This is a genomic window from Rheinheimera mesophila (genome assembly GCF_000986865.1).
Lineage (GTDB): Bacteria > Pseudomonadota > Gammaproteobacteria > Enterobacterales > Alteromonadaceae > Pararheinheimera > Pararheinheimera mesophila.
The window spans coordinates 197,608-214,315 of record NZ_LAVS01000086.1; the positions used below are offsets into that span (position 1 = coordinate 197,608).

The 16,708-nt window shown below is 49.4% G+C and carries 19 protein-coding genes and 1 riboswitch; of the genes, 6 read left to right on the forward strand and 13 right to left on the reverse strand.

The genetic code is table 11. The features are described from left to right. Positions 1-14: 14 nt before the first annotated feature. Complete coding sequence (thiI, locus tag SD53_RS13650; RefSeq protein ID WP_206539944.1) at positions 15-1,475, forward strand: tRNA uracil 4-sulfurtransferase ThiI; 1,461 nt, start codon at positions 15-17, stop codon at positions 1,473-1,475. Here thiI and SD53_RS13655 read toward each other — a convergent pair. The 3 genes from SD53_RS13655 to SD53_RS13665 all read right to left on the reverse strand — a co-directional run bounded on the left by SD53_RS13655 (position 1,457) and on the right by SD53_RS13665 (position 3,420). Further along, complete coding sequence (locus tag SD53_RS13655) at positions 1,457-2,365, reverse strand: ketopantoate reductase family protein (RefSeq protein ID WP_046520732.1); 909 nt, start codon at positions 2,363-2,365, stop codon at positions 1,457-1,459. The two genes, thiI and SD53_RS13655, sit on opposite strands and share 19 nt — an antisense overlap. Then, positions 2,344-2,694: a VanZ family protein gene (locus SD53_RS13660; protein WP_046520733.1), complete on the reverse strand. Its 351-nt coding sequence runs from the start codon at positions 2,692-2,694 to the stop codon at positions 2,344-2,346. Before SD53_RS13660 ends, SD53_RS13655 begins: the two co-directional genes overlap by 22 nt. A 243-nt stretch (positions 2,695-2,937) precedes the next feature. Next, a complete protein-coding gene (locus tag SD53_RS13665) occupies positions 2,938-3,420 on the reverse strand; it encodes a YajQ family cyclic di-GMP-binding protein (RefSeq protein WP_046520734.1) in 483 nt (160 codons plus the stop codon). Between the two features lie 199 nt (positions 3,421-3,619). Continuing rightward, a riboswitch (cobalamin riboswitch) is annotated at positions 3,620-3,895 on the forward strand. 34 nt (positions 3,896-3,929) lie between these two features. On the opposite strand from SD53_RS13665, the gene SD53_RS13670 reads away from it, so the two are divergent. Further along, entirely contained in the window at positions 3,930-5,747 is a 1,818-nt protein-coding gene (locus tag SD53_RS13670) for a TonB-dependent receptor domain-containing protein (RefSeq protein WP_046520735.1), read from the forward strand. A 71-nt stretch (positions 5,748-5,818) separates the two neighbouring features. Here SD53_RS13670 and msrA read toward each other — a convergent pair whose 3' ends face one another. Beyond that, complete coding sequence (msrA, locus tag SD53_RS13675) at positions 5,819-6,352, reverse strand: peptide-methionine (S)-S-oxide reductase MsrA (RefSeq protein WP_046520736.1); 534 nt, start codon at positions 6,350-6,352, stop codon at positions 5,819-5,821. Between the two features lie 92 nt (positions 6,353-6,444). Here msrA and SD53_RS13680 point away from each other — a divergent pair, with 92 nt between their 5' ends. The 4 genes from SD53_RS13680 to SD53_RS13695 all read left to right on the forward strand — a co-directional run bounded on the left by SD53_RS13680 (position 6,445) and on the right by SD53_RS13695 (position 9,631). Beyond that, positions 6,445-7,446 (forward strand): NAD(P)/FAD-dependent oxidoreductase, encoded by a 1,002-nt coding sequence (locus tag SD53_RS13680; protein ID WP_046520737.1) that lies wholly within the window; start codon positions 6,445-6,447, stop codon positions 7,444-7,446. Then, positions 7,443-8,183, forward strand: a complete 741-nt coding sequence (locus SD53_RS13685) for an SDR family NAD(P)-dependent oxidoreductase (protein WP_082101872.1) — start codon at positions 7,443-7,445, stop codon at positions 8,181-8,183. Before SD53_RS13680 ends, SD53_RS13685 begins: the two co-directional genes overlap by 4 nt. A gap of 62 nt (positions 8,184-8,245) precedes the next feature. Further along, positions 8,246-8,626 (forward strand): PH domain-containing protein, encoded by a 381-nt coding sequence (locus SD53_RS13690; RefSeq protein WP_046520738.1) that lies wholly within the window; start codon positions 8,246-8,248, stop codon positions 8,624-8,626. Between the two features lie 162 nt (positions 8,627-8,788). Continuing rightward, on the forward strand, positions 8,789-9,631 hold the full coding sequence (locus SD53_RS13695; protein WP_157850023.1) for a hypothetical protein: 843 nt from the start codon (positions 8,789-8,791) through the stop codon (positions 9,629-9,631). Positions 9,632-9,735: 104 nt separating this feature from the next. Here the strand turns inward: SD53_RS13695 and SD53_RS13700 are convergent, their stop codons facing one another. From SD53_RS13700 to SD53_RS13740, 9 genes are all read right to left on the reverse strand, one after another. Then, a complete protein-coding gene (locus SD53_RS13700) occupies positions 9,736-10,386 on the reverse strand; it encodes a DUF5610 domain-containing protein (RefSeq protein ID WP_046520740.1) in 651 nt (216 codons plus the stop codon). 78 nt (positions 10,387-10,464) lie between these two features. After that, on the reverse strand, positions 10,465-11,307 hold the full coding sequence (locus SD53_RS13705; RefSeq protein WP_052749381.1) for a cobalamin-binding protein: 843 nt from the start codon (positions 11,305-11,307) through the stop codon (positions 10,465-10,467). Further along, on the reverse strand, positions 11,307-11,906 hold the full coding sequence (cobO, locus tag SD53_RS13710) for a cob(I)yrinic acid a,c-diamide adenosyltransferase (protein ID WP_046520741.1): 600 nt from the start codon (positions 11,904-11,906) through the stop codon (positions 11,307-11,309). Before cobO ends, SD53_RS13705 begins: the two co-directional genes overlap by 1 nt. Beyond that, on the reverse strand, positions 11,903-12,517 hold the full coding sequence (locus tag SD53_RS13715; protein WP_046520742.1) for a histidine phosphatase family protein: 615 nt from the start codon (positions 12,515-12,517) through the stop codon (positions 11,903-11,905). The genes cobO and SD53_RS13715 overlap by 4 nt, the downstream gene beginning before the upstream one ends. Next, on the reverse strand, positions 12,504-13,034 hold the full coding sequence (gene cobU / locus SD53_RS13720) for a bifunctional adenosylcobinamide kinase/adenosylcobinamide-phosphate guanylyltransferase (RefSeq protein ID WP_046520743.1): 531 nt from the start codon (positions 13,032-13,034) through the stop codon (positions 12,504-12,506). The genes SD53_RS13715 and cobU overlap by 14 nt, the downstream gene beginning before the upstream one ends. After that, positions 13,031-13,816, reverse strand: coding sequence for an adenosylcobinamide-GDP ribazoletransferase (locus SD53_RS13725; RefSeq protein ID WP_206539941.1), 786 nt, complete (start codon positions 13,814-13,816; stop codon positions 13,031-13,033). Before SD53_RS13725 ends, cobU begins: the two co-directional genes overlap by 4 nt. Next, a complete protein-coding gene (gene cobT / locus SD53_RS13730; protein WP_241481807.1) occupies positions 13,809-14,855 on the reverse strand; it encodes a nicotinate-nucleotide--dimethylbenzimidazole phosphoribosyltransferase in 1,047 nt (348 codons plus the stop codon). Before cobT ends, SD53_RS13725 begins: the two co-directional genes overlap by 8 nt. Before the next feature lie 12 nt (positions 14,856-14,867). After that, the gene (locus tag SD53_RS13735) at positions 14,868-15,866 is read right to left on the reverse strand and encodes a FecCD family ABC transporter permease (protein WP_046520744.1); all 999 of its coding nucleotides are present in this window, start codon (positions 15,864-15,866) and stop codon (positions 14,868-14,870) included. Beyond that, a complete protein-coding gene (locus SD53_RS13740) occupies positions 15,863-16,648 on the reverse strand; it encodes an ABC transporter ATP-binding protein (protein WP_052749382.1) in 786 nt (261 codons plus the stop codon). Before SD53_RS13740 ends, SD53_RS13735 begins: the two co-directional genes overlap by 4 nt. Positions 16,649-16,708 lie beyond the last annotated feature (60 nt).

Sequence of the window (16,708 nt, forward strand, 5' to 3'; positions counted from 1 at the left end):
GCGAGCTCTTTGTGATGGAATTTTTAGTCAAACTGCACCCGGAAATATCGATTAAAAGTAAATCGGTCCGGAAACGTCAGACCATGCTATTGGAGCAGAATCTGAAAACTATTTTGTTGCGGTTAGACTCTTCTGTCACAGTAAAAAATAACTACGACCATTTACTGGTACAGCTTGACTCGGACAGCTCCAAATTGCGCCAACAGATGATTGATCATTTAGCCTGTATTCCCGGCATAGTGCAGTTCATGGAAATGCAATCCGGTAGCTACAGCTCGTTGCATGACATCTTTGAGCAGGTCAAAGCTGTGTTTTCAGCGAGGCTGGCAGGGAAAAGCTTCTGCGTGCGGGTCAAGCGCACTGGCGATCATGAATTCAGTTCGTTGGAAGCCGAGCGATACATTGGCGGTGGGCTTAATCAGCATATCCCTTCAGCCCGTGTGCAACTAAAAAATCCGGATGAGGTGGTGCGCGTTGAGATTAAACGTGACCAGTTGATCATCGTTCGAGAGGTGTTTGATGGTATGGGCGGTTTTCCTTTGCCTAGTCAAAGTGATGTCCTGTCGTTAATTTCCGGTGGCTTTGATTCTGCGGTCGCCAGTTATCTGATGATCCGCAAAGGTCTGCGTACTCACTACCTGTTTTTTAATTTAGGCGGTGCAGCGCATGAAACTGGTGTGCGTCAGATGGCGTTTTACCTGTGGCAAAAATTTAGTTTGTCGCACAAAGTTAAATTTATCAGCGTAGATTTTGCTCCTGTAGTGGCGGAAATTCTGCAGAACGTAGAAAACGGTCTGATGGGCGTTGTGCTCAAGCGCCAGATGATGCGTGCCGCTGCTATTGTCGCTGAGCGTTTGGGCGTTCAGGCGATAGTGACCGGCGAAAGTGTCGGTCAGGTGGCCAGCCAGACTATTGCCAATTTAAGTGTGATTGACAAAGCCACAGACATGCTGGTGCTGCGTCCACTGATTTATCAGGATAAACAAGAGATCATTGATTTGGCACGCAAAATTGGTGCTGAAGATATGGCAAAAACTATGCCCGAATACTGTGGAGTGATTTCGAATAAACCTACCATCAATGCTGAGTTAAGCAAGGTTTTGCAGGCAGAACAACAACTGGATTTAGCTGCGCTGGAAAAACTGGCGCTGCAGGCCAATGTACTGGACATTCGTACCGTTGAATTTCAGGCCGAACAACAAATCAGCACAGTGCTGGATGAAAGGGGGATGGCAGAGGATGCGATTATTCTGGATATCCGGGCGCCGGACGAAGTGGACGTCAAACCTTTAACAGGCGTCAGCCATCAGGTGCTGCATCTGCCTTTTTACAAACTAGCCAGTCAGTTCGGTCAGCTTGATCAGACACGGCACTATTACCTGTATTGTGAACGCGGCGTGATGAGTCGTTTGCAAGCTTTGCTGCTCAAAGAGCAGGGCCACCCGAATGTGGGAGTTTATCGCGGCGACTTTTGACTTAATAGCTGATAAATCGCCTGGTGAGCAGGTAGCTGCAATTGATGTTGTGCTGCCTGCCTGAGTAAAAATCCGGTGATGTAGTCAAGCTCGCTTGGACGGCCTTTGGCAAAATCCTGTTGCATCGAGGAATAATTATCAGCGGTTTGTTCAATCACTTGGTTGACTCTGTGGTGTAGAGCTCCGACACTGAAATTCTGTCCTGACAGCGTTGCAACCTGCACAAATTCCTCAATCAGCAGCTTTATCGCCGCGCTGTAGTTGCTGCTTGCCAGCTCGCCGTTTTTGCACTGATGCAAAGCCGTCAGCGGGTTAATCACCGCATTGACAGCCAACTTTTGCCAGAGTGATGGCCAGATATCAGTTTGAAGCTGCAGAGGACCTAAAGCGGCTTGCATCGCTGCTTCAACATTGTGTTGCTGCAGCAGAGCTGCCTTATTGAGCGCACCCAATACTGACTGTCCTAGGCCGCTGTGGAGCACGGTTGAACGATCTGGTTTGTAAGCGCCGTGGCTGGTGCTGAGAAACCACAGCCCTTGTTCAGGCTGCAGCAGAGGCAACACCTGCTCCACAGTGCCCATCCCATTATGACTTAACACCAACTGAGCCTTGGCTGCCAGCAAAGGTTGTAACTGCTGCACTGCTTCTGCAACCGCATAAGCTTTGACAGGGAGAAGGATAAAACAGTAGGGGCTGTGCACTGTGTTGGGCAACGACAAAGAGACAACCGCATCCATCGAGCGGAGGGTAAAAGCGAAACTGCCGGCACTACGACGATGCAGTTGTACCGGATAGCCTGCCTGATGTAAGTGGGCTGCCGCCAGCAGGCCGATAGCACCTTCGCCTACGACAGTCCACGGCTGCGCGATCATCGGCTGCGATGGCGCCATGCTTTGACTGCAACGTAGCACAAATAAAACGCAGCCACACCCAGTATATCGGCTACCCAATCGAGCAATTCGGCTCTGCGGTAACTGGTCAGATAATTCTGCAGAAACTCAATAGCAACGCCATATGCAGCCATAATAACGACGGCTTGCCACAATTTAGGTTTGTAGCTCCACTGCAACAGAGCGGTAAGACAAAAAAAGATAAGAAAATGCAGATGCTTGTCGTAGCTGTTCAGGTTGATGCCACTACTTTTCACTTCAGTCAGAAAACCAAAAGTTGCAGCGGTAAAAACCAGCAAGCATATCGCATGGTAGAGATGACGCTTCACAAGATACTCTTCTTTGTAAGACCTGGCCGGATTGTATCAGCTTTAGGATTACAATCTCCAGCCTCAAAGCCACAGAGGTTGCTGTCTGGTGCTGCGGATCTGTTAAAAAGTGATCGCCAAAAGAGGCTGAGCCGGCAAAACATCAGGAGAGATCCGGCTAAACCATGTGATGGTCAAGCCGATGGCAAGAGCTATCGCCTTGAGCCAATAGCTCTTTGTCACCGCCCTGTATCAGAGTAAAACTTAGTCTCTGAAGTTTTTAAACTGGAAGGGTTGACCCAGATTGCTGCTTCTGACTAACTGCATGACCTCTTGCAGATCATCACGTTTTTTTCCGGTAACGCGCAGCTCTTCACCCTGAATAGCAACCTGCACTTTAATACCGCTGTCTTTGACCAGTTTCACGACCTTTTTGGCCATCTCTTTGTCAATACCTTGTTTGATTGTGATATGACGGGTGATGTATTTGCCGTGACGGTCTTCTTTTTCAATTTTGAAACTGCCGATATCGAGCTGAAGCTTGCTGGCTTTAGTGGCAAAAATATCGAACAGTTGCATCACTTGCTGATCCGCCTCGGCAGTCAACTCAATATGCTCTTTGTTCAGTTCAATTTTGGCATCTACGCCACGAAAATCGAAACGGGTTTCAAGCTCGCGTTTGGCGTTTTCAACTGCATTTTTGGCTTGATTCAAATCAATTTCAGAAACAATATCAAATGAAGGCATAGCGTTCTCTTTTTTCCATTGAAAGTTATAAGCCCATTATAAGCGAAAGAACCCGCAGATCGAACCTCCTGTGTAGCGAATTCAGGCTGATGAGCCGGCCCGGATGCAAGCTGGACAGTGCCCATGCTGTAATTGTCTGGTCGAAACGCAGGATAAAGACGTCTGGATTTCTGTTGACTTTCATCGGCTCAGAGCTACACTGACGCCGCGTTTTTCAGGTGCCTGCCAAATGTTTGTCACATTTGAGGGTGAAACGGGAATCTGGTGAAAATCCAGAGCTGCCCCCGCAACGGTAAAACAACAGAGAGCTTGGCTCTGGCTTTGATCAAACCACTGTCTTTGGATGGGAAGGGATGAAAGTCGCTTATATATCCTTTGTAATTGAAGCTGCAGCTTTGTTGACTGCAACCGCAAATGCTTCGGATATCTATGACCTGTTGTCAGCCCGGAGACCGGCCTGAAAAGTTTATTCACTATTCAGGACGCGGTGGGCGTCTTTGGGAGACATCATGTTTAAAAAATCTTTGCTGGCGACAGTAGTCGCTGGCCTGCCTGCTTTTGCACTGACTGTCCAGGCTGATGACAGCTCAGACGATCCACTGGAACATATCAGCGTGTACGCCACCCGTCAGCCTGCGCCTGTGCAGCAGATCTTATCCTCAGTCACTGTGCTGGACCGTGAGCAAATTGAACAGGCTCAGGTATCTGATCTACCCGCTTTATTGCGTCAGGTATCTGGTGTACAAATCAGCCGTTCTGGTGGCAAAGGCCAGACCAGCACTGTGTTTTTAAGGGGGGGTGCGGCAGGTCATACGCTGGTACTGGTTGACGGTGTCCGTACTGGCTCTGCCACTTTAGGTTATGCCTCTTTAGCTGAACTTTCTTTGCAACAAATTGAACAAATAGAAGTCATTAAAGGGCCAAAAGCCGCTTTATACGGCTCGGATGCATTAGCTGGTGTGATTGCTATCACTACGCGTAAAGCAGAAAACACCTCAGTGCAGTTAAAAACCGGCCGGTATCAGAGCCATGAAGCCGATATCGCCACCAGCCAGCAGTATGGCGCTTTGAAGGTACGGACGAATTTAGGCTGGTCTGACTCTGAAGGTTTTGATGTGCGTCCGGGCACACAAGCGGACAACGATGGTTTTGATCAACGTTATGGCAAGTTAGGTGCAGAGTACAGCACAGAGTACGGCCTCTGGTCTGCCGATCACCATGTCCTAAGAAGCCGCGGCCAGTATGATTTTGACCCGGCATGGGGCCCTGGCGCTGATCAGGTGGAAACGAAAACCAGCCAAAGCCGTGTAGGCTGGGCATTGGATGGCGACAAAGCCAGTCAGAAACTGAGTATCTCTGAGAATCAAACAGAAGACTTAAACTGGGGCGAAGATAGCCCTGCCAGTTTGTTTGCAACCAAGCGGCAGGAGCTGGATTATCAATACAGCCGTGCATTGAGTCGCAGTTTCACGGCATTAACTGGTGTGAACTGGTATCAGGAAGATGTGTCAGACAGTGATGTGGCTTATGAGGTTGATTCCCGCATCAATAAAGCCGTATTTGCCGGCGTCAGTTATCAGTCCGGTGTCTGGTTGGCCGATGTCACGGGCCGTCATGACAAACAAAGTCAGTATGGTCATTCCAACACCTATGAACTGGGTTTAGGTTATCAACTGAGCAACGAGTTATTGCTACGAGCCAGCCGCAGCAGTGCGTTTAAAGCGCCAAGCTTTAACGACCTGTATTATCCATCCGGTGGCAATAAAGAGTTGACGCCTGAAACCGCAACCTCCAACGAGCTGGGTATAAAGTACCAGGCTGGTGATGTGCAGATTGAAAGCTCAGTGTATCAGCAAAAAGTGAATAACCTTATCCAGTGGGCTCCGGCGGAGGATGGCAACTGGGTGCCACAAAACGTTGGTGAAGCCGAAATCAAAGGAGCTGAATTCAGTATCAGCCAGAGCTGGCAACAGCTCCATCAGCAACTGGCTTACAGCTATACGGATGCCAAAGATGAAACCACAAATCAGCCTCTGATCAAACGTTCTAAGCATACAGTGCATTGGCAGGGGGCTTATCAGTGGCAGGATTGGCGGCTATTTGTCACCTCAGACTACCAGAGTGATTTCCAGACTGGTGATTTTGCCACACCACAACTGGGTGGATACACCTTATGGGGAGCCGGTGTCAGTTACCAGTTAAGCAGCGAGCTACAAATTGCGGCTAAAGCGGACAACCTGACCAATAAAGATTATCTATACTTGCCAGGTTATGCCACAGCAGGCGCTGAATGGTCTGTACGTTTACACTGGACCCCTGATTTTTAATCACCAGGGTCGGAGCCTTGGCTCTGACCCTCCCTTTTGTTGCTGATAATTTTACTCTAAGCCGAATTGTTTTAAGCCTTTAGCAAACTGGCAAAGGTCTGGCGGAATTTAGCCAACTTAGGCGTGATCAAAAACTGGCAATAGGGTTGGTTGGTATTCTGTAAATAGTAGCCCTGATGATACGCTTCAGCCGGATAAAAACTACTGGCCGCGGTCACTTCTGTCACTATAGGTAAATCGAACAATGGCTGCGCCGCTTTAATCAAAGCAACTGCCTGCTGATGCTGTTGCTCTGAATGGTAAAATATCGCAGAGCGATATTGAGTACCTATATCATTGCCCTGACGATTAAGCTGAGTCGGGTCATGTAGAAAAAATACGATCTGCAACAACTGCTCAAAACTGATCTGCTGCGGCTCAAATTCCACCTGCACCACTTCCGCATGGCCAGTGGTGCCAGTGCAGACCTGACGGTAGTCCGGATTGCGCGTCTGGCCTCCCATATAACCACTGATTGCGGTGTTGACACCGCGCAATTGATTGAGCGCCGATTCAATACACCAGAAGCAGCCAGCTCCAAAGGTTGCTATTTCTGTCTGAGCCACAGGTTTGTCTCCATCGTTGATCTTAAGCTTATGATACAGCGTAAGTTCGATATCAGTTCAACACTAAGTGATCGATGTAAAGAAATACAACCATGAAAAAAATAGCAGTGTTAGGGGCCGGCCTTACGGGAGCTGCAGCAGCGGCAAGTCTGGTTCGGCAAGGCCATCAGGTCACCGTATTCGACAAAGGTCGTGCCGCAGGTGGCCGTATGAGCAGTAAAAGGACAGAACAAGGCTACCTGGATATGGGGGCTCAGTATTTTACTGCCCGCAGCGAAGCATTTACACAGCAGGTTAAGCAGTGGCTTGAGGCAGGCCAGGTTGAGTTATGGCGCTGCAAGACCGCACTTTTATCCGATGATGAAGGAGTGATTTCCCTGACGGCTTCAGAAGATAAACAACAGCGTTTTATCGGGATCCCGTCAATGCACAGTCCGGTCACTGCTTTACTACAGGACATACCCCTGATCACCGGCTGTCGTGTCCTGAGGCTGGACTATCAACAACAAGGTTGGACACTGCATAGCGACACTGGCCAGGACTATAGCGATTTTGACGCTGTATTGCTGACCCTACCGCCAGTGCAGGCGCAGCAGTTGCTGAAGCAAAGTGGTTTGCCTGAACTTTTTCGCTCTGCATCTGATGTACTGGAGCCCTGTTGGGCTGTGGCTGTGCAAGCCCAGTCTATCCCCTGGGGCGATGCTATTTTCTGTCAGCACCCTCAACTGAGGTTTATCAGTCATCAACAGCATAAGACCGGCCGCAGTAGCTGTTACATTTTGCATTTTAATGCCGCATTCAGCGCGTTACATCTGGAGCAGTCTGCAGACTTTTGGTTTGCAAAAGCCACTGACATTTTACAACAGGAACTTGGTGTGCAGGGCGAGATCAGGGCCTTGGTGGCGCACAGATGGCTTTATGCCAGTCAAAGGGACCAAGTACCCCTGCCGGGATTATTGGCTTTGCCTGAGCGGCCGTTATGGGCTGGTGGTGATTGGAGTTATGGCGGGCGGGTTGAGAATGCTTATCTGGCCGGGCTGAGTTTGGCGCAAGCCGTGCTGACCTACGCCGAACAGCAGGAGGGGACAGAGTGAGCGCAGTACTGATTATAGGCGCCAGCAGTGCGATAGGGCAGGCGCTGGCGATGCATTATCTGCAGCAAGGTTTGCCGGTGATTTGGTTGTCCCGTCACAGCCCAGAGCTCAGAAATCCGCAGCTTCTGGTGATCCAGGCGCCTGATCTGGCGCAGACGGCAGACTGGACGTTGCATCAAGGCTTTTTTAGCGCCTTGATCAGCACTTTGCAGCAATACCAGGTCGGATTGGTGTTCAATTGTATCGGCTGGTTGCATCAGCAGACTGAGCCAAAACTTTCGCCGGAAAAAAGTTTAAGTCAAAGCAGCGCTCTGTTGCTGCGTAAAACTTTGCAACTGAATCTGGAAGTGCCAGTGATGTATTTGCAGGGGCTCTGGCCTTATTTAACTAAAACTTCAGCGATTCGTTATCTGCAGTTAAGTGCTAAAGTAGGCAGCATCAGTGACAACCAACTAGGCGGCTGGTACAGCTATCGCAGTGCCAAAGCAGCGCTGAATCAATGGATAAAAACCGCCAGTATTGAACTCAAACGCAGCAATAAAACAGCCGCCGTGGTCACACTGCACCCTGGTACGACAGACTCCGCTTTGTCTGCGCCTTTTCAGCGTAATTTACCGGAGGGGCAGTTGCAGACGCCGGCCCGGACCGCTCAGAATCTGGCACAAGTGGCTCAGCAGCTCCAGGCTGAACACAGTGGTTTATTACTGAACTGGGATGGCAAAGTGCTGAGTTTTTAGTCCTTGCGCTAAGTCTGAGGCAAAGATAAGCTCAGGCATACAGGTATGAACAAGGAATACAGATGGGACTTTTTAGCGGTTTATTAGGTAATGCAGGACAAATTGACCTGGCTGATATTGAAACTGAATTCAGCCAGATTTTATTGCCGGACGAGAAGCTGCAACAGGCCTATCAAGTGATACGTGATCTGATTGTATTTACTGACCGGCGTTTGATCCTCGTCGATAAACAAGGCTTAACCGGGTCAAAAAAGCAGTTTATGTCCGTGCCTTATCGCTCTATTGTGCGCTTCAGTGCCGAAACCAAAGGGCACTTTGACCTGGAATCTGACTTACATATCTGGCTGAGTGGCACCGACAGCCCTATCAGCAAAACCTTTAGTAAAGACAGTGCTATTTTGGATGTACAAAAGGCTTTGGCTCAGTATTGTTGTCGTTTGTAGCAGAACACACAGTCCGGTCATCGATGGCGCGGGTCAAGCAGGCGGCTCAGCACTGCTGGCGATAGTGTGCACGCCGCGCCTGCAGCGTCGGCTGCGCCATTGCGGGGAGTTGTTGTGAGCCATTCATTCAGACATCACATCTTGTCAGGACTGTTGGTCCTGTTGCTGCTGTTAACTGGCTGCAGCGTCAGCCAACCAGCACCTGCTGAAGGTCAGTCCATGGTCGCTTTGCCGCCAACATTGCTGGAAACCTCAGGGTTACACTGTGAGCAGCAGGACTTTATCAGCTTTAATGATTCAGTGGGGAAGCCGGTGTTGTACCGGTTTGACCGGACCGGGGCGGTCAAGCAACAGCTAGAGTTGTCAGTCAGAAACAGCGATTGGGAGGCGATCACCTCAGATGATAAGTTTTTCTATCTGGCCGATACCGGCAATAATGCAGGCCATAGAACAACTCTGTTTATTTATAAAGTACCGCTGAACTGGTCTGGTTTAAAGCAACCTTATCGGCCTGAACGGCTGGAGATACTACTGCCAACGGCTGGAAAACCTGAGCCGTATCAACATGATTTGGATTTTGAAGCTCTGGTGTATCAGCAAAACACTTTGTGGCTGATCAGTAAAAGCTGGCAAAGCCAAATTCCTGCCCGCTATAAACTGGATCCTGAGTTGACACAGCAAAAGCTTGGCGAAGCTATGCCTTTTGTCAGCCCCGGCTTTTTGGTCACAGATGCGGTATTTGAGCAAGGCACACAAGAGTGGTGGCTGGTAGGGTACCCGGATCCACGTAAAGCGATTTGGGCTTATTTAAGCAATGCTGGTTTTCAGCCTCAAATCGCCCGTTATGATAACAAGCTGCAAGTGCTGGAGACGAAAGCGCTACCTACTACAGGTCAGGTAGAAGGAGTGTGTATTGATCAGGATAAACAGATTTGGATCAGTGAAGAGGGCAATAAAGCGAATCCTGCGCTGTTGATTCAAACAGCTTTAAGCAGCGGTAAATGAAAAAAAGAACTGGCCTTAAAAAGCTAAGGCCAGTTTAAAAAACCGCTGGTTTCAAGGCTTAGACGAAACCAGCACGTCAGGAGTCATAACACAGCAGAAGTCACTTACACTTTCACTGAAAACCGCAGTTCGCTGCCGGTATTGGCGGCAACAGATTCAGATATATCCTGATCTTCTGTGGTTTTATCAGGGTTTAAAATCATTTCACGGAATTTGGCGAAACCATCCTGAATAAGCGAGTAAGTGCTGTCGATGTCTTCGGCAATTTTGCCATTTAGCACACCTAAACCATCCAGAACACTGCGGGCATCTTCAAAACCTTTGTCGACACCACCGCCCACTAAAGCGAGGAATTTGTCTAAACGTTCTTCCTCCGGCATATCCGGGTTTTGCTCTGCGTATTTCTGATAAAAAGCAGTGGCGAAACCGACAATACGATCGGCAGTAGCCTGTGGCGAGGTATCGACACCGCTGTTTTTAATTTTTTCAGCGGCATTGGGGCCAAATTCAGCTTCCAGTTCTTTGTTAATGCCTTCAAGTGCAGTTTTATAGAGTAACTTCATCGAGTTATCGTCTTCACCTGCGCTCAGTTTAAGCTGGTTTTCCATAATGGCGGCATTGAGCTTTTGCTTGTTCATACGGGAAGCATCGTAACCCGAGAGTTTTTTCTCTTCGGTTTTTTCACTGCTTTCTGCTTTGTTGGCTTGAGCCTGGGCTGAAGCATTTGACGCGCCGACACCGTTTACAGATGACATACATACACTCCCTTGGGGGCTGAATACTGTTCAGTATAGTTCTGACTAATCAGCCTATCGGCGTGTGCTTGAATAACTTTAGGACTTTTTGGCAAAAAATTGCCGCGTCTTGTCAATGTCGGCGCAAAGTTGCCGCACTCCCTGCAGCATTCTGCTGGTGGTACGATGCACCAGATCTGAATTAGGTTGGCTAAATTGTTGGTATTTAACGGCCGGAATGGCTGGCCAGTTGCTCCAGTCGAGCAGAGCACGCGGCTCATTGACTGACACCGGCTGAATAATCAGTTGCGGCTGACTGGCGATTACATGCTCCAAACTCACCTGAGGGTAATCCCCTATGGCATTGGCAAAAGGGTTGGCGGCACCACAAAGCTCCAGTTGTTGCTGTGGCCAGGCTTGTTGCGCCACAGTAGACAAAGGTTGTTGCCATAGTTCGTAAAACACTGTGACTTTAGTTTTGCCTGCGTAGTTTTTCTCTAGTTCTTCCAAGCCTTGTTCCATCAACTGTGCTTGTTGCTCAGCTTCAGCTTCGGCTCCTGTCAGTTGGCCTAACAAACGCAGCTCTTTGGCTATATCGGTCAGTTGCAATGGATTCGAATCCACTAGGGTTAAACCTAGCTGGCGTAACTTAGTTAAATCCGCTGGCGGATTACCGTCTGTCCAGGCCAGAACCAAATCCGGTTTTAGCGCCAGAATTTTTTCGATTTGCAAGTGCGCATAATTGCCAACACGAGGAATGTTTTTCGCAGCCTCAGGGTAATCGGCATGGTCTGTCGTGCCGACAATTCTGTCACCAACACCAAGGCTATAGAGCTGCTCAACCAGATGAGGCGAGAGCGCTACAATACGTTGAGCCGGTTTGGCTTGCACAGCCGCTGTAAATAGCGCGCAGCAGCACAGCACCATGCGTAGCATCTTCATTACCAGTCCACTCCTTTTTGCACTTGTATGCCAGCGTCGAAAGCATGTTTGATTGACTGCACTTCACTGACGGTATCGGCCATCTCGATTAAAGTGCGATGGGCAGCGCGACCTGTGATCACCACATGCTGAGTAGAGGGCCTGTTATTGAGTGCATTCACCACTCTGTCTAATTCTATGTAGTGGTAACTCACCATATAAGTCAGCTCATCCAGCAATACCAGTTGAATACTGTCATCCTGTAAAAACTGTTCGGCCTTAGCCCAAACCAGTTCTGCGGCGGCAATATCGGCAGCTCTGTCCTGGGTATCCCAGGTAAACCCAGTGTTCATGACCGCAAATTCCACCCCGTGTTGCTGTAATAAATTGCGTTCACCACAGTCCCATGTGCCTTTAATAAACTGGGCGACAGCGGCTTTTAAACCATGGCCTACTGCCCGGGCTACAGTGCCAAAACCAGCAGTAGATTTACCTTTGCCATTGCCGGTGATCACCAGCAATAAAGCTTTGTCGGTGGTGGCGGCGGCGATGCGGCTATCGACCTGTTCTTTCAGTTTTTGCTGGCGCTTTTTATGGTTGTGTTGTTTGAGATCGGTCATGAAAAATCCTGTTGTAAAAATGAGAAGCCCGGTGCGGCAATACAATGGATTTGCCACGGACTTTGTGCGTTGTAACGGCTGATCCGGCTGACACTGCCATAGCCAATGGATAAGTGTTGTAGCCAATGGCTTTGTCTCAGATCGATATGAAGTAAGTGAGCCAACAGCAGACGGATCACACCACCATGCAGCAGCCATAATGCCTGACCATTCTGATACCGACTCTGTCGTGTAAAGGCCTGTAACAGCCGCTGCTGAAAATCAGTTAAAGATTCACCCTCAGGTGGGGTGACTGCAAAAGGCTGCTGCCAGAAGTCTTGTTGTAGCGGCCACTCTGGGCTTTGCTCATCAAAAGCCACACCGTCCCAACGGCCAAAATTCATTTCTTTAAAATCCGGCTCAAGCACAAGTTGCAGCCCCAGACGTTTTGCCTGAGTTTCGGCACTGTGGCGACAGCGTTGTAATGGTGAGCTCAGCACCTGCTGATAAGCTTGTTTGTTTAACCACTCAAGGCAGGCCGGGGCAGATTGACGTAGCGCTACGTCTGTCCAACCGTATAAAGCCGCAGGACCAGCGACAGGACCGTGACGGACTAAATCAATCTGCTGCATCAGTGCCTCGTTTTAAATACAGCGGCAACCCGGCGGCAACAAAAATCACCTCATCGCATACCCTGGCAAGCTGCTGATTCAGCCAGCCTTGCTGGTCGACAAAAATACGATTTAGCTCGCCTAAAGGCACCAGCCCCATACCTACTTCGTTGCTGACCAAAATCAGTTGGCCTTCAAACTGTGCAACAGCATCAGCGAGCTGCTGGCGTAACAGCGCAAAGTCTTGATCCGGACTATGATAAAGCTGATTATTCAGCCAGAGGGTCAGGCAATCGACTAGCACTGTTTGGCCCGAGGCTGAAAGCTGAGTTAAGGTTTCACTCAGTATTAAAGGGCATTCGACTAGTTGCCAGTGTTTGGGTCTTTGTTGCTGATGCAGTTTTATCCTTTGACTCATTTCGACGTCAAAAGCTGTGGCTGTGGCGATGTAACAGATCTGCTCTGATGGTGTCGCAAGCTGTTCTGCCAGGCTGGATTTACCGCTGCGGGCGCCGCCTAAAATCAGCGTCTTTTTCATCCCTGTTGCCTCCACCAAACCAGCCAGACCAAATAACAACTCAGTTCAGTGACTTGCTGCGCTGCACCTAATAGATCACCTGTATAACCCTGTAACTGGCTTCGATAATAAACAAACAGCAGTGCAAAACATAAGATAAGCGTCACAAGCAGAGACAAGGCTAAAGATACAGGCAGCAAAGACAAAAGTGGTAGAACAAACAGCCAAATCCAGACCAAAGCACGCTTTTGCAAAGAAGTGGCGATAGGTTTGCTTTTACTGACCGCATCCAACTGTTGATAAGGCAAGACAAAGGTCAGGCTGACTGCAGTGGCGCGCGATAATCCCGCCACCAGCACTAAGGCCCAAACCGCTTGACTGTCTAAAGCCTGCAGGCTTTGCCATTTGATTAAAAACACAGAGAACAGCGCGACCAGGCCATAAGTACCGACTCTGCTGTCTTTCATAATCTCCAGCTTGCGTTCCAAAGACAGTCCGCCACCTAAACCGTCGGCTGTATCGGCCAGACCGTCCTCATGAAAAGCACCGGTTAACACCAGACCTGCGACTAAGCTAAGCAGCACAGCGATGGAAAAGGGCAGCAGTTGGGCTGTGGCAAGCAATAGCAAAGCTTGTACTGTTCCTAATAACAGGCCGACCAGGCTTAAATAACGACTACTTTGATTCAGTAGTTCAGGGCTATAGGGAGTTGATGCGGGCACTGGAATACGGCTGAAAAATGCCAATGCCAGACAAAACAGTTGCCATTGCCGGAGCGACCAGTTGAAAGCATGACTAATCACTGCTGTCTACCACTTGGGTTACACCGGCATCAGCGAAACTGGCCATATCGTTGTAAAAACTGATGGCAGCACGCAGCAGTGGCACTGCCAAAGCGGCCCCTGTGCCCTCACCTAAGCGTAAAGCTAAATCCAGCAAGGGGATGGCATTCAAGGCATCTAACACCGCCTTATGACCGGCCTCAGCGCCCTGATGGGCAAAAATTAGATAATCGCGGCAATTCGGTGCTATCTGACAAGCTAATAACGCCGCCACTGAGACAATAAAACCATCAATTAACACAGGTGTTTGCAAAGCAGCCGCACCTAAGATAGCGCCACAAAGCTGAACCAGTTCAAAGCCACCAAATTCCGCCAATATGGATACTGGATCTTTGGCATAAGGCCGCTCTAAAGCCTGTTTGATTAAACTCAGTTTGAGCTCAAATTGTGTATCGCTGATACCGGTCCCCCGACCGACACAAGTTTCAACCGGCAAACCAGTGGCAGCGGCCAGTAAAGCTGCGGCACTGCTGGTATTGGCGATGCCCATTTCACCCAACAGCAGTAGATCACACCCAGCCAGAATATGTTGCCGCGCGATATGGCGGCCTAAAGCCAAACCTGCGTCGACCTGTGCCAGTGTCATGGCAGGTCTCTGACTGAAATCTGCGGTGCCAGAGCCTAAGGATTGTTGAATTAAACCCGGTGCGTCGGGCAGGGCAGATAAGATACCGGCATCTATCACAGCTAACTCAATGCCATTGCTGCGGCAAAAACAGTTGGCTGCCGCACCCCCGGTTAAAAAATTGCGCACCATCTGCTGTGTCACGGCGCTGGGCGCTATGCTAACGCCATGCACATTGATGCCATGATCGCCGGCAAAGATCAGCAGCACGGGTTTATTTAGTGATAAAGGGCTTTTGTTTTGGATCAGCGCCAGTTGCAGCGCCAATGCCTCCAGCTTCCCCAAAGCCCCTGCAGGTTTTGTTTTTAAATCAATACGTTGTTGTATTGCTGTGGTCGCCGTTTTATCCAGAGCAGGTATTTCAGCTAACATCATAAAAAACTCCGTTTAACCACGCCGGTATTTAAATAACATCGACAAAAAGAACAGACTACCAATAGCGGAGGTGACGACACCTATAGGTAATTCCTGATCCGGCAACAGGCTGCGCGACAAGGTATCAACGAGCGCCAAAAACACTGCGCCTAACCAGACTGAGCCCAGCAACAAGGCGACACTGGATAAACCAAACAAGGAGCGCACCAGATGCGGGATCATCAGCCCAACAAAAGCTATACCGCCACAACAGGCGACAATAGCAGCGCTGACCGCAGCACAAAGTAGCAGAATAATGAAACGCAAGGGCTGCACATTCACCCCTAAGCTACGAGCACTTTCATCGCTCAACACCAACGCATCAAGCTGGCGGCGATACAACAAACCCAGCAGCAAGGTGAGCAATACCAGTGGGCTTATCAACGCCACATGCGTCAGACTGGCCTGACTCAAACTGCCCATCAGCCAGAACATCACACGATTGGCAGCAAAAGGTTCAGATAAATACAACAAGGTGGTGGTGATGGCGCTGAGCATAAAGCTGACCGCAACACCACAAAGTAACAGGCTTTCCAAGCGTTGCCAGCGGCTGCTGGCACCTATCAGTAGTACCAGAAACACCGCCAGCAAAGCGCCAACAAAGGCAAACAAGGCGGTGAACAACTGCCAGTCGGGGAGCAGAATAGTCGCTATGGTCGCCCCTAAAGCTGCCCCTGAGACTATGCCAAACAAATAAGGATCAGCCAGCGGATTGCGGCTGGCATTTTGTAATAATGCGCCGCAAAGAGCTAAACCGGCGCCAGCCAGCAACGCCAGCAACAAACGCGGAAATCTGAGTTGCCATAATACTGTGGATTGCATCTCATCCAGAGCTGTAAAGCCGAATAAGCCTGCAACAGAGACGGACACAGAACCTGTAGTTAAAGCCAGCACTCCAACCAGCACAAACAAGGCGATAGCCAGTAAAACAACGAAAGGCACAGGCAAGGCGGCTAACCAGATTTTGCTCATCGAATGTCCTTGTAACCAAAGCTAACCCGTGGGCAATCACCAAAAGGATTTTGGTCTATTAAACAGGGAATACGGAATACCTCGGTCAGTAACTCTTGTTGCAGTACGTGCTCCGCTGTGCCATCAGCCACCAGTCGACCTCGGTTCAGCAGCAATAAACGGTCGCAATAACGCGATGCCAGATTTAAATCATGAATACTGGCAATCACAGTAATATTCAGTGCTTTGGCAATACGCAGCACCTGATGCTGGTAATACAAGTCCAGATGATTGGTGGGTTCGTCCAGCAATAACAACAGCGGTTTTTGCATCACAGCTCTGGCTAATAACACCCGTTGTTGTTCACCTCCGGATAAATGAGCAAAGGAATGGTGTTGTTTAGCCGCCAGGCCAACCAGTTCCAGACTGTGCCTGAGTTGCTGCAGGTCCTGCTCTGTATTGGTTTGCCATAAGGCTTTATGCGGAATCAGCCCCATCAGCACCACATCAGCCACAGTTAAATCAAATAAAGGACCGGGCAACTGACTGACCAGCGCCACCTTAGCCGCCAGTTCAGATTGGCTAAAACTGCTCAGTGGCTGGCCTTGTAATTTAATCAGGCCCGAGCTTGGCTGATACTCTTTTTGCAGTAAACGTAATAAGCTGGTTTTGCCTGCGCCATTGGGACCCAGCAAAGCGACAAACTGCCCCTGAGCTATAGCAAAACTCAGCTCTGTTAAGATCTGCTGTTGATGGATGCACAACTGTACCTGAGAAAATTCGACAACCGGGGTCTGGCCCACAACAAAGCTCCATAAAATAACGGGCAGGGACCAGGAAAAGCGGTTCAATACCGCAGAGTT